12 protein-coding genes are annotated in these 12,326 nt (G+C 71.0%); 1 reads left to right on the plus strand and 11 read right to left on the minus strand.

The window, feature by feature from the left end:
- Positions 1-51 precede the first annotated feature (51 nt).
- The 11 genes from GUY60_RS08565 to GUY60_RS08615 all read right to left on the minus strand — a co-directional run bounded on the left by GUY60_RS08565 (position 52) and on the right by GUY60_RS08615 (position 9,934).
- Positions 52-591, minus strand: coding sequence for an adenine phosphoribosyltransferase (locus GUY60_RS08565; RefSeq protein ID WP_161695519.1), 540 nt, complete (start codon positions 589-591; stop codon positions 52-54).
- Entirely contained in the window at positions 588-1,724 is a 1,137-nt protein-coding gene (gene secF / locus GUY60_RS08570; RefSeq protein WP_161695521.1) for a protein translocase subunit SecF, read from the minus strand. Before secF ends, GUY60_RS08565 begins: the two co-directional genes overlap by 4 nt.
- A gap of 1 nt (position 1,725) precedes the next feature.
- Positions 1,726-3,465 (minus strand): protein translocase subunit SecD, encoded by a 1,740-nt coding sequence (gene secD, locus GUY60_RS08575; protein ID WP_161695523.1) that lies wholly within the window; start codon positions 3,463-3,465, stop codon positions 1,726-1,728.
- A 145-nt stretch (positions 3,466-3,610) separates the two neighbouring features.
- Positions 3,611-4,087, minus strand: coding sequence for a preprotein translocase subunit YajC (gene yajC, locus GUY60_RS08580; protein WP_312866229.1), 477 nt, complete (start codon positions 4,085-4,087; stop codon positions 3,611-3,613).
- 162 nt (positions 4,088-4,249) lie between these two features.
- The gene (ruvB, locus tag GUY60_RS08585) at positions 4,250-5,329 is read right to left on the minus strand and encodes a Holliday junction branch migration DNA helicase RuvB (RefSeq protein WP_161695525.1); all 1,080 of its coding nucleotides are present in this window, start codon (positions 5,327-5,329) and stop codon (positions 4,250-4,252) included.
- Positions 5,330-5,577: 248 nt separating this feature from the next.
- Positions 5,578-6,189, minus strand: a complete 612-nt coding sequence (ruvA, locus tag GUY60_RS08590; RefSeq protein ID WP_161695527.1) for a Holliday junction branch migration protein RuvA — start codon at positions 6,187-6,189, stop codon at positions 5,578-5,580.
- Positions 6,186-6,728 (minus strand): crossover junction endodeoxyribonuclease RuvC, encoded by a 543-nt coding sequence (ruvC, locus tag GUY60_RS08595; protein WP_161695529.1) that lies wholly within the window; start codon positions 6,726-6,728, stop codon positions 6,186-6,188. The genes ruvA and ruvC overlap by 4 nt, the downstream gene beginning before the upstream one ends.
- A gap of 122 nt (positions 6,729-6,850) precedes the next feature.
- Positions 6,851-7,603, minus strand: coding sequence for a YebC/PmpR family DNA-binding transcriptional regulator (locus GUY60_RS08600; RefSeq protein WP_161695531.1), 753 nt, complete (start codon positions 7,601-7,603; stop codon positions 6,851-6,853).
- A gap of 48 nt (positions 7,604-7,651) precedes the next feature.
- Positions 7,652-8,251, minus strand: a complete 600-nt coding sequence (gene pdxT, locus GUY60_RS08605; protein WP_161695533.1) for a pyridoxal 5'-phosphate synthase glutaminase subunit PdxT — start codon at positions 8,249-8,251, stop codon at positions 7,652-7,654.
- A gap of 6 nt (positions 8,252-8,257) precedes the next feature.
- Entirely contained in the window at positions 8,258-9,175 is a 918-nt protein-coding gene (gene pdxS / locus GUY60_RS08610) for a pyridoxal 5'-phosphate synthase lyase subunit PdxS (protein WP_161695535.1), read from the minus strand.
- A 213-nt stretch (positions 9,176-9,388) separates the two neighbouring features.
- On the minus strand, positions 9,389-9,934 hold the full coding sequence (locus GUY60_RS08615; protein WP_161695537.1) for a LemA family protein: 546 nt from the start codon (positions 9,932-9,934) through the stop codon (positions 9,389-9,391).
- Positions 9,935-10,194: 260 nt separating this feature from the next.
- Between GUY60_RS08615 and GUY60_RS08620 the strand changes: the two genes are divergently transcribed.
- Positions 10,195-12,300, plus strand: coding sequence for a hypothetical protein (locus tag GUY60_RS08620; protein WP_161695539.1), 2,106 nt, complete (start codon positions 10,195-10,197; stop codon positions 12,298-12,300).
- Positions 12,301-12,326 lie beyond the last annotated feature (26 nt).

The following is a 12,326-nucleotide window of genomic DNA, read 5'->3' on the forward strand; positions in this document are numbered from 1 at the left end:
GGCGGGCACCCGGCTCGTGCCGGGTGCCCGCCTCCGCTTGGTTCCACCGGGTCAGACGGTGAGCAGCGCCTCCAGCGGGGTGCCCTCGAGCGCCGGCTCCAGACGGGGACGGCCACCGAGGAAGCCGAGCTCCATCAGCACCGCGAGCCCCGCCACCTCGGCGCCCGCGCGCCGGATGAGCTGCAGGGACGCCTCGGCGGTGCCGCCGGTCGCGAGGACGTCGTCGATGACCATGACGCGGTCGCCCACGGCCAGGTCCTCGGCGTGCACCTCGATCTCCGCCTGGCCGTACTCCAGCTCGTACGACTGCGCGAGGGTCGCTCCGGGGAGCTTGCCCGCCTTGCGTACGGGGATGAAGCCCACGCCCGCGCGGACCGCGACCGGGGCCGCGAGGATGAATCCGCGCGCCTCCAGGCCGACGATCTTCGTCGCTCCGTACCGCACGCAGAGGTCCGCGAGCGCGTCCGTGAGTGCGGAGAACGCCGTCGGGTCGGCGAGCAGCGGGGTGATGTCCTTGAACATCACCCCGGGCTGCGGATAGTCCGGTACGTCCCGGATGCGGCTGAGCAGCAGCTCCTTGACGTCGGTCATCGGCGCTTCCCCGACGGTCGGCCACGACCCCGGCTACGGGACGGCGGCTGCGTACGGCGCTGGCCCACGACGCCCGAGCCCGCACCGGCCGGGGCCGCGTCCTCCGGGTCGAGGTCCTCCAGGTCGCCCTCCGGGTCGGCGGGTTCCGCCGACTCGCTCTTGGCGGCGGCCGCCGCGCGCTTGGCGAGCACCCGCTTCTTGAGCGCCTTCATCTGCGGCTCGCGCTCCTTGAGGTCGGCGACGAGCGGCGTGGCGATGAAGATCGAGGAGTACGCACCGGCGGCGAGGCCGACGAACAGCGACAGCGAGATGTCGTTCAGCATGCCGGCGCCGAGGACGCCGCCACCGATGAACAGCAGGCCCGCGACCGGCAGGAGCGCCACCACCGTGGTGTTGATGGAGCGCACCAGGGTGCTGTTGATGGAGAGGTTGGCGACCTCGCTGTACGTGTTCTTCGTCTGCTTGGTGATTCCCTTCGACTGTTCCTTCAGGGAGTCGAAGACCACGACCGTGTCGTACAGCGAGTAGCCGAGGATGGTGAGCAGACCGATCACCGTGCCGGGCGTGACCTCGAAGCCCACCAGGGCGTACACACCGACCGTGATGGTGATGTCGTGGATCAGCGCGATCAGGGCCGCGATGGCCATCCGCCACTCGAAGGCGATGGCCAGGTAGATCACACACAGGACCATGAACACGCCGAGGCCGGTCCAGGCCTTGCCGGCGATCTGCGCGCCCCAACTGGGGCCGACCAGCTCGGCGTTGATGCGGTCCGCCCGGACGCTCAGGTCCTTGGCGAGCTCTTCCTTGATCTGGTCGGACTTCGCGGTGTCGACGCCGCTGACCTGGATGCGGACGCCGCCGTTGCCCAACTGCTGGACGATGGCCTGGTGGCCGGAGGCCTCCTCCGCCGACTCCTGGGCCTGCGCAACCGAGATCTCGGTCTTGGGCGTCGTGAAGACGGCGCCGCCCTTGAACTCGATGCCCAGGTTCAGGCCCTGCACCGCCAGGGCCACGACGGCCGTGATGGTGATGAGGATCGAGACGCCGTACCAGACCTTCCGCTTGCCGATGAAGTCGTACCCGACTTCGCCGCGGTAGAGACGGGCGCCGAGGTTGCCGAGCTTCGACATCTCACGCCTCCTTCGGGTCGACGGTGGCGGTGGTGCGGCGGGCACGCGCGCGGCGCAGCGGGGGTTTGGCGCCGAGGCGCTTCGGGTCGAGACCGGACCACTTGTGGCCGCCCCCGAAGAACTTGCGGCGCGCCAGGAGCGTCATCAGCGGCTTGGTGAAGAGGAACACCACGACGACGTCGAGGAGCGTGGTCAGGCCGAGCGTGAACGCGAAGCCCTGCACCTTGCCGACGGTCACGATGAACAGCACCGCGGCGGCGAGGAACGACACGAAGTCGGAGACCAGGATGGTGCGTCGGGCACGCGGCCAGGCGCGCTCCACCGCGGGGCGCAGGCTGCGGCCCTCGCGGACCTCGTCACGGACCCGCTCGAAGTAGACGATGAACGAGTCGGCGGTGATACCGATGGCCACGATCGCACCGCAGACCGCTGGCAGGTTCAGGGCGAACCCGATGGCCGGGCCGAGCAGCGCCATCAGCGTGTACGTGAGGATGCCGGAGGCGAGCAGGCTCAGCAGGGCGATCATCGACAGGCCGCGGTAGTAGACCACCAGGTAGACGACGACCAGGGCGAGGCCGATGGCGCCGGCGATCAGACCGGCGTGCAGCTGCTCACCGCCGAGCGCGGCGGTCACCGAGGTGACGCTCTGCTCCGTGAAGGTCAGCGGCAGCGCACCGTACGACAGGATGTTGGCCAGTTCCTGGGCCGACTCCTGGGTGAAGCTGCCGGAGATCTCGGCGCTCTTGCTGAGCGTCTCGCTGACGCTGGGCGCGGAGACGACCTCACCGTCGAGGACGATGCCGAACTGGTTCTGCGGCGACTGCTGCGTCTTCAGCTGGGTGGTGATCTTCGAGAACTTGTCGGCGCCCTTGCCGTTGAACTTCATGTTGACGATCCACTGGCCGCGGTCGTTGATGACCGCCTGGGCGTTGTCGACGTCCTTGCCGTCGACCTCCGCCGGGCCGAGGATGTACTTCTCCCACTGGCCGACCGCGTTCTTGCCGCAAGCCGCGATGGGATCAGTGGACTTGACGTCCTGCGCGGTCTCGACCCGCTGGTCCTTCTTGGTGCAGTCCAGTGCGGTGAACTGTGCCTGAAGCTTCTTGGTGGCCGGGTCCGGCGCGGGCGGCTCGGTGGCGCCGGGCTTGTCGCCCTTGCCCTTGTCGCCTGTGTCGCCCTTGCCACTCGCCGAGGGCGTCGGGGTGGCGTCCTTCAGGGCGTCGGTGACGGCACGGCCCTGCGGGGTCGGGCTGCCCGAGGGCGTTCCCTTGTCCGCTCCGTCACCGGCCTTCGGCTTTTCCTTGTCGGTGGCCGAGGGGTCGGGCGTGGGCTGGCCGGGCGCCATCGTGAGGACCGGACGGAAGTAGAGCTGAGCGGTCGTGCCGACCTGCTCGCGGGCCTGCTTCTCGTTCGTTCCCTTGGGGATGTTGACGATGATGTTGCGATCGCCCTGGGTCTGGACCTCCGCCTCGGAGACACCCAGACCGTTGACCCGGCGCTCGATGATGCCGACCGCGGTGTCCATGTTGGTCTTGTTGATCGCGTTCGGCTTGCCGGGCTCGTTCTTGGCTTCGAGCGTGATGCTCGTACCGCCGGCGAGGTCGATGCCCAGGCGCGGAGTGGTGTGACCGGAGGCGAACATTCCTCCGGTCAGCGCCACCATGGCGATCAGGATCAGCGCCAGGGCCACGCCCGGCCTGCCCTGGCCGCTCTGCCTCCGGCCCTTCTTCGGTGCTGCCACCTTGTCGTTTCTCCCTGTCCAACCGCCCGGAACCGAGCACACGCGCCGTGGGCGGCCATGAAGTGGTGGGGGGTGAAACCGGACGAAGCCACCACGGCCGAAGGACCGCGGGACGCTCGGGGCGCTCCGCGGTCCTCGGTCGTGACTACTTCGTGTCGGTCTCGCCGTCGGTCTTCTTCGGCGCTGCGTCGTCGGCCGGCTCAGCGTCGGCGTCGGTGTCGGCGTCCTTCTTGCCGAGGTCCACGGGCGCCTCGTCGGCGTCGGCGCGCTCGTCGTCCTCGGTCAGCGAGGAGGCGTCGTCCGGAACGACCGGGGTGTCCGACTTCAGGTCCTGGTCGACACCGTGGACGAGGCGGTTGTACTCCTCGTCGTCGAGGACGGCTCCGATGGCGTTCTTCGCGTAGATCGCGTGCACGCCGGGGGCCACCTCCAGGGTGGCCGTGTCTTCGCCGACTTCCTTCACGACGGCGTACATGCCACCGATCGTGCGGACACCGGTGCCGGGCTGCATCTCATTGCGCATGGTCGCGGCCGCCTGCTGCTTCTTCTTGGCGGAACGCGTCATCAGGAACATGGCCCCGATGAGCACGATGAACGGGAGGAGAGTCACGAGATTTGGCACGGGACGGAATTCCTTCGCACGACCGCGCGTGGAGCGGCCTCATTATTGGGGGTGGGCACGCCGCCTGGGAGGGCGGCATCGGCGGAGTCTAAGCGAGCCCGCGCCTAAGGAACAACGCTCAGCATGGCACCGGGGTTCCTGGCCCGGCGACGATCATCGCCGTCAGGTGCCGAACAGGTCACCTTGCCCCGTTCCTCCCGGTCCCCCGCCGCTCGGTGGTGTCAGACCGAGGTGCGCCCAGGCCGCGGGAGTGGCGACGCGCCCCCGTGGTGTACGGGCGAGGAGCCCTTCCCGTACGAGGAAGGGCTCGGCGACCTCCTCGACCGTCTCCCGCTCCTCGCCCACCGCGACCGACAGGGTGGAGAGGCCGACGGGGCCGCCGCCGAACAGCTTGAGCAGGGCTTCGAGGACCGCTCGGTCGAGCCGGTCCAGGCCGCGGCCGTCGACTTCGTACACCTTGAGGGCGGCTGCGGCGATGTCCTGGTTGACGTCGCCGTCGGCCTTCACCTGGGCGTAGTCCCGGACGCGGCGCAGCAGACGGTTGGCGATACGGGGCGTGCCGCGGGAACGGCCGGCGATCTCGGCGGCGCCGGACGCATCGATGGTCACGTCGAGGAGCTCGGCGGAGCGGTGGATGACACGCTCCAGCTCGCCGGGGGCGTAGAACTCCATGTGCGCGGTGAAGCCGAAGCGGTCGCGCAGCGGTGGGGGCAGGAGTCCCGCGCGCGTGGTGGCGCCGACCAGGGTGAAGGGCGGGAGCTCCAGGGGGATGGCGGTGGCACCGGGGCCCTTGCCGACGATCACGTCGACCCGGAAGTCCTCCATCGCCATGTACAGCATCTCCTCGGCGGGCCGGGACATGCGGTGGATCTCGTCGAGGAAGAGGACCTCGCCCTCCTGGAGGGAGGAGAGGATCGCCGCCAGGTCACCGGCGTGCTGGATGGCGGGGCCGCTGGTGATCCGGATAGGGGCTTCCATCTCCGCCGCGATGATCATGGAGAGGGTGGTCTTGCCGAGGCCGGGGGCGCCGGAGAGCAGTACGTGGTCGGCGGTGGCGCCGCGCTGCCTGGCCGCCTTGAGGACGAGGTCGAGCTGCTCGCGCACCCGCTCCTGGCCGACGAACTCGGCCAGGGACTTGGGGCGCAGGGCCGCCTCGACGGCCTGGTCCTCGCCGTCCGCGGCGGCTCCGACGAGGCGGCCGTCGTCGGCGGCGGTGTCGGTCGGTGTGGAGTCCCAGTTCACGGTGGAGGCCTCGGGGGTTGTCGGTGGGTGATCGGCGGGTGATCGCGGGTGACGGCGGGGTGGTCGTCGTCGGGTCGGTGTCGTACGGGTACGGGGGCCGCCGGCGGTGGGCTGTGCCTGGCCGGTGGTTCCCCTGGTGCTCGTGGTGCGGGGTCAGCGAGTGGTCTTGGCGGGCGGCCGGTACGTGCTCTTCGTGCGTGGCCGGTGGGTGATCTTCGTACGTGGCCCGTGAGTGCTCGGCATGGGGGTCAGCGGGTGCGGTTGAGGGTCTGGAGGGCGGCCTTCAGGAGCTGGCCGACCTGCGGCGTCCCCTCGGCGGCCTCGGCCTGCGGGGCCACCGCCGCGACCGCTTCGTCAGCCTCGCGCGTGGCGTACCCGAGGCCGATCAGCGCCGCGTGCAGTTGCTCGCGCCAGCCTGCGGTGACGGCCCGACCGATGGCGGGGCCGCCGGTGCCGAGGGGCTCGCCGAGGCGGTCCTTCAGTTCGAGCAGCAGCTTCTGGGCGCCCTTCTTGCCGATGCCGGGGACCGCGGTGAGCGTCTTCTCGTCACCGGTGGCGACGGCCACGCGCAGCGCGTCCGGCGAGTGCACCGCCAGCATGGCCTGAGCGAGGCGCGGGCCGACACCGCTGGCGGTCTGGAGCAGCTCGAAGGTCTGGCGCTCGTCGTCGTCCGCGAAGCCGTACAGCGTGAGGGAGTCCTCGCGGACCACCAACGACGTGGCCAGCTTGGCCTGTTGACCCACGCGCAGGCCCGACAGGGTGGTGGGGGTGCACTGGACGGCCATGCCGATGCCGCCGACCTCGACCACCGCGGTGTCGGGGGCGAGGGCGGCCACGGGTCCGCTGACGAAGGCGATCATGGCGTGCGGCCTTTCGATGCGTGCAGGGCTGCCTGTTGCTGAACTGCCTGCTGGAGTCGGTTCTGCGCGGGGGCGCGCCAGATGTGACAGATGGCGAGTGCCAGGGCGTCCGCGGCGTCGGCCGGCTTGGGTGGCGCGGCGAGCCGCAGGAGCCGGGTGACCATGGCGCCGACCTGGGCCTTGTCGGCACGGCCGCTGCCGGTGACGGCGGCCTTGACCTCGCTGGGGGTGTGCAGCGCCACGGGGATGCCGCGCCGCGAGGCACAGAGCATGGCGACGGCGCTGGCCTGGGCGGTGCCCATGACCGTACTGACGTTGTGCTGGCTGAACACGCGCTCCACCGCGACGACTTCGGGCCGGTGCTCGTCGAGCCACTGCTCGATGCCCTGCTCGATCGCGACGAGGCGGTGGCCCAACTCGGCGTCCGCGGGCGTCCGTACGACCCCGACACCGCGCATCGTCAGGGGGCGGCCCGCGACGCCCTCGACCACGCCGACGCCGCAGCGGGTCAGCCCTGGGTCCACACCGAGCACACGCACGCCGCCCCTCCTTCGCTCATCTGTTTGTGCAGGCTATCGGGCGGCACTGACAACCGGCGACAAGGCGAAGGGCCGACGGGGTGTGTCCCGTCGGCCCTTGCAGTGAAGCGGAGTTCGCCGTCTCAGGCGTCGACCTTCTCCATGACCTCGTCGGAGACGTCGAAGTTCGCGAAGACGTTCTGCACATCGTCGCTGTCCTCGAGCGCGTCGATGAGCTTGAACATCTTCCTCGCGCCGTCCTCGTCCAGCTCGATCTGCATGGTCGGCAGGAAGCTGGCGTCGGCCGAGTCGTAGTCGATGCCCGCGTCGACCAGGGCGGTGCGGACCGCGACCAGGTCGGTGGCCTCGCTGACGACCTCGAACTTCTCACCGAGGTCGTTGACTTCCTCGGCACCCGCGTCCAGGACGGCGCCGAGGACGTCGTCCTCGTCGAGCTCGCCCTTGTTGACGATCACGACGCCCTTGCGGTTGAAGAGGTACGCGACCGAGCCCGGGTCACCCATCGAGCCGCCGTTGCGGGTCATCGCGACGCGTACGTCGGAGGCCGCGCGGTTGCGGTTGTCGGTGAGGCACTCGATGTAGACGGCCACGCCGTTGGGGCCGTAGCCCTCGTACATGATCGTCTCGTACTCGGCGCCGCCGGCCTCGAGGCCGCCGCCCCGCTTGACCGCGGAGTCGATGTTCTTGTTCGGGACCGACTGCTTCTTCGCCTTCTGGATGGCGTCGTAAAGCGTCGGGTTGCCTTCGATGTCGACTCCGCCCATACGCGCAGCGACCTCGATGTTCTTGATCAGCTTCGCGAAGAGCTTGCCGCGCTTGGCATCGATCACGGCTTTCTTGTGCTTCGTCGTGGCCCATTTAGAGTGGCCGGACATCTGCCTGTCTCCTTCGCGTAACCAATCTCTGTACGAACGACAGAGATCCTACCGGGACCGAGCCCCGTGCTTCTCCCGGACCATCTCCACGAACAATGCGTGCACCCTGTGGTCGCCCGTCAGCTCGGGGTGGAACGACGTGGCGAGGGCGCTGCCCTGGCGTACGGCGACGATGTGACCCTCGTGCTCGGCGAGCACCTCGGTCGCGGCGCCGACGGACTCGACCCAGGGGGCGCGGATGAAAACGCCCTCCACGCCGCCGATTCCGGCCACCTCCACGGTGGCCTCGAACGACTCGTTCTGCCGTCCGAAGGCGTTACGGCGGACGATCATGTCGATGCCGCCGAAGGTCTCCTGGCCCGAGCGCGGGTCGAGGATCTTGTCGGCGAGCATGATCAGGCCGGCGCAGCTGCCGTAGACGGGCATGCCGCCCTTGATCCGCTCGCGCAGCGGCTCCGCGAGGCCGAAGAGGTCGGCCAGTTTGGAGATCGTGGTGGACTCGCCGCCGGGGATGACGAGGCCGTCGACCTCGGCGAGTTCTTCGGGGCGCCGCACCGGCCTGGCCACGGCGTCAGCCGCGGCCAGGGCGATGAGGTGCTCCCGGACGTCGCCCTGGAGAGCCAGGACGCCGATCACAGGACTGTTCATGGGTGGTTACCAGCCACGGTTCGCGTAGCGCTCGGCCTCGGGCAGGGTGTCGCAGTTGATGCCGACCATGGCCTCGCCGAGGTTGCGGGACGCGTCGGCGATGATCTTCGGGTCGTCGTAGAACGTGGTGGCCTTGACGATGGCCGCGGCACGCTTGGCCGGGTCGCCGGACTTGAAGATTCCGGAGCCGACGAAGACACCCTCGGCGCCGAGCTGACGCATCAGGGCGGCGTCGGCCGGGGTGGCGACGCCACCGGCGGAGAACAGCACGACCGGCAGCTTGCCGAGCTCGGCGACCTCCTTGACCAGCTCGTACGGGGCGCGCAGGTCCTTGGCGGCGGCGTACAGCTCGTTGTGGTCGTAGCCGCGCAGGCGGGCGATCTCGTTCTTGATCTGGCGCATGTGGCGGACGGCCTCGACGACGTTGCCGGTGCCGGCCTCGCCCTTGGAGCGGATCATGGCCGCGCCCTCGGCGATGCGGCGCAGGGCCTCGCCCAGGTTGGTGGCGCCACAGACGAAGGGCGTGGTGAACGCGAACTTGTCGCTGTGGTTGACCTCGTCGGCCGGGGTGAGGACCTCGGACTCGTCGATGTAGTCGACGCCGAGCGACTGGAGCACCTGGGCCTCGACGAAGTGGCCGATGCGGGACTTGGCCATGACCGGGATGGAGACGGCCCCGATGATCTCTTCGATCATGTTCGGGTCCGACATCCGGGCCACGCCGCCGTCCTTACGGATGTCGGCGGGCACCCGCTCCAGGGCCATGACGGCGACGGCGCCCGCGTCCTCGGCGATCTTCGCCTGCTCGGCGTCGACGACGTCCATGATCACGCCGCCCTTGAGCTGCTCGGCCATTCCGCGCTTCACGCGCGCGGTGCCGGTCGCGGGGGTCTGCGGGGTGCTGGTGGTAGGCGTGCTGGACACGGGTGACCTCACTGGAGGAAGGGGGAACCTTGCTCCGCAGAGCCAACCCCTCGAACCAGTCCACAACAAGGGCCAATGGGTAGGCCGTGGCTCATTTTCCGCCAGCTCCACACGAACGCGCAGTTCAGGTGGTACGGCGAGGGGGTACGCACGGGCACCCGTGCGGCCCTGTTCCGGGCTGAGGGCCGGGGCCCGGGAGAGGAGCTCTTGCCGTTACGACGCGGCCCGGTCGGCGAGCGCCGCGGGCGGTTCGTCGTCCATCTCGAAGGCCATCGGGAACGGCGCGTGCCCGGCGAGGCGGAACCAGCGCACGTTGCGGTGCCTGCGCAACGCGCGCGCCGCGCGTACGGAGTCGTTGTGGAAGCGGCGCGCCATGGGGACCCGGCGTACCGCCTGGGCCAGTTCGCCCGCCGCCGCTTCGCCGCCGGGGGCCTCCCGTACGGCCTCGACCTGGCCGGGCTGGGTGAAGATCGCCCGCAGTGCCTGGCTGAGTTCGCTCTCGGCGACCTCGCGCTGCTCCTCCTCCGCCTGCCGCGCGGCGTGCGCCGCTTCGTAGAGCACGATCGACGCGGCCGGGTCGAGCACGCCCGAAGTGGCCAACTCCTGGGCCACCGAGGCGCGGCGCAGCAACTGCGCGTCGAGCGCGGCGCGGGCGGCGTCGATCCGCGCGTGCAGCCGGTCGAGCCGACCCGCTGTCCAGCTCAGGTAGAGGCCGATCGCGAAGAGGCCGACGGCGATCCAGATCAAGGTGGAGGTCACGGGCCGAAAGGCTACCCGTGCGCGGACGACGGCCCGCCGGGCGTCGGCCTGCGCGTGCGGGGCGGGTCCTGGCCTCGGTACGGGGCGGGTTCTGGCCGCCGCAAGGCCTGAAGCGCAGCTCACCGGCCCCCGTCGACCGGACTGTCAGTCCCCGTCACTACAGTTTTCCGTGACGCGCGAGCCGTGGAACGAGGGGGGTGGCTACCGTGCGGAGCCGAGGAGTTGGCGCGGACCGGGCCCGTGGGACGGGTGCCCTGTTCGTGCTCGTGCTGGCCCTGGCCGCGGTGCTCGCACCGGCCATGGGCGGCGGGACGGCGCACGCCGCGTCCACCGTCCGGCAGGCCGCGCCGGAGCCCGCGGGGCTCGACGCCCGCGCCGCGTACTTCGCGGAGCGGTTGCGTGCCTCTCCCGTGTACGTCACGGACCAGGCCCCGCGCGTGATGCCCCGTTCCGCGTGGCCCGCGTTCCTGGAGCAGGCGCAGCGCACCGGAGTGCCGACGTACGTCCTGGTGCTGCCGTACGCGGCGACCGTCGACCGCGACGAACTCCTCACCGCCGTACGCGAGAAGCTCGACCGCAAGGGGCTCTACGTCCTCCTGGACGCCGACGGCGGCGGCAGTTGGCTGGACGTCTCCGTCGAGGCGGAAGGCGTCGGCGACCTGCCGATCCAGGCCTCCCTGGACTCAGCGGACGAGTGGCTTCCGGACGACGCCACGGCCCTGGACTTCTTCACCGCCTTCGTCGACGGGCTCCGCAACGACGGCGACGCGAGCGGCAGCGGCCGTCCGCCGAACTCGCTGTACACCTCGCCCGAGGGGCGCGCGGCCGAGTCCACGGTCACGGGCGTGCTCACCGGCCTCGTCCCGGCCCTCGCCCTGCTCATCGGCGTGCCCCTGGCCCGGCGCCGTGGCTCGGGGCGCCGACTGCTCGTCCCCGTCGCGGTGGCCGTCGTGCTCGCCGTGACCGTGCCGCTGTGCGCCCGAGGGCTGCTCTCCGACACCAGCTCCACCGGCGACCCGGACCCCACCGGGCGCGACCTCGAGCTGCGCGCGGAGCGGTTCGCGGCGGGGCTGCGCGAGGACTCCGTGTACCTGGACGCCGAGCTCCCGCCCGCGCTCACACCCGCCCAACTGCGGTCCGTGGAGCGGCGCCTGAGCACACTCGACGTGCCCGTGTACGTGGTGGCCGTGCCGCTCGATCACGCGGACGAGTCGGAGGGCCACGCCGACCTGTTCGCAGAGCGGCTGCACCGCACGCTCGGCAAGAACGGCCTCTACGTCACCGCGTCCGTCGGCACCTTCGACGACATTTCCCTGCAACTCACCAACTACGGGGCGAAGCTCGACGAGTCAGAGCTGTACGACCTCGACGACTGGGTGGCGTACGGGCCGGAGGACATGGACGCGGACCCGCAGCTGCACGCCCGCCTCCTGAAGCTCGCGCAGCACATCGGGCGCACGCCCGCGGGCCCGCCGGGCCGTCCGTACGCGGGCGACGAGCCGCCCATGGACCCGGTTGCCGAGGACACGCTGCCCGCGCTGCTCACCGATCCGGACGGGCCGGCAGGGCTCTCCGGCATGTTCCTCGCGGGTCTCGCCGGGGGCGCCGGGGTGCCCGCAGCCGTGGCGGGGCTGGTCTGGCTTGTACGCCGGTCACGGCGCGGCACCGGGCACCCGGCGCCTCCGCGTCCGGCACCGCGCGGCAGCCGCACCCCGCCCCGCACTCCACCCGGCGGAACGCCCGAGCGGCGCGACCCCGGCATCGACGCCCGGCCCGACACCCGGTGGCTCCGCACCACGGCTCGACGTGAACTCGGCATGCTGCGCGAGGAGTTCACCAGGACGCGGCCGCGGAACGACGACCAGGCGCACGCATCGGTGCGGGACTGCCTGGAGGCGGCCACCCTGCTGCTCGACCGGGACGGCGACCAGCACGTGGACTCCGACACCGGCGCGGTCGACCTCGCCACCGGGCTCGCCCTGATACGCGCGACGCTCGACACGGCCCCGGACGAGCGCCGCTCCATACCCGGCACCGGCACCAGCTTGTGCACCCTCAACCCGCTGCACGGCCCGGCCCCGATGACGAGCCGTCTCGCCCCCACACCAGGTGCGCGTTTCCGGCCGCACCCGGTGTGCGAGGCGTGCGGTGCGGCCCTCGGGAAGGCGGCTTCGGCCCACCGCGCGGCGGCCGTGGACAGGCTGCGCCTCACGCTGCCGGGCACCCGCGACGGCAGTGGCCGCCCGGTGCGCACCGCCGCGTACACCGCCCTGCCGGGCCCGCTGGGCGAGGCCGGGGCGCGGGGCGACATCCAGGTGACCGCCCTCGTCAGCGACGTACGCGCGAGACGCGGCGTACAGGGCTAGGGGACGTCTCGCCCAACCGCGCGTGG

This window comes from Streptomyces boluensis (assembly GCF_009908195.1).
Classification (GTDB): Bacteria; Actinomycetota; Actinomycetes; order Streptomycetales; family Streptomycetaceae; genus Streptomyces; species Streptomyces boluensis.

Coding starts and splice junctions, on each gene's coding strand:
- GUY60_RS08565 (WP_161695519.1), bottom strand. CDS start 591: ATGACCGACGTCAAGGAGCTGCTGCTCAGCCGCATCCGGGACGTACCG.
- secF (WP_161695521.1), bottom strand. CDS start 1,724: ATGTCGAAGCTCGGCAACCTCGGCGCCCGTCTCTACCGCGGCGAAGTC.
- ruvA (WP_161695527.1), bottom strand. CDS start 6,189: ATGATCGCCTTCGTCAGCGGACCCGTGGCCGCCCTCGCCCCCGACACC.
- GUY60_RS08600 (WP_161695531.1), bottom strand. CDS start 7,603: ATGTCCGGCCACTCTAAATGGGCCACGACGAAGCACAAGAAAGCCGTG.
- pdxT (WP_161695533.1), bottom strand. CDS start 8,251: ATGAACAGTCCTGTGATCGGCGTCCTGGCTCTCCAGGGCGACGTCCGG.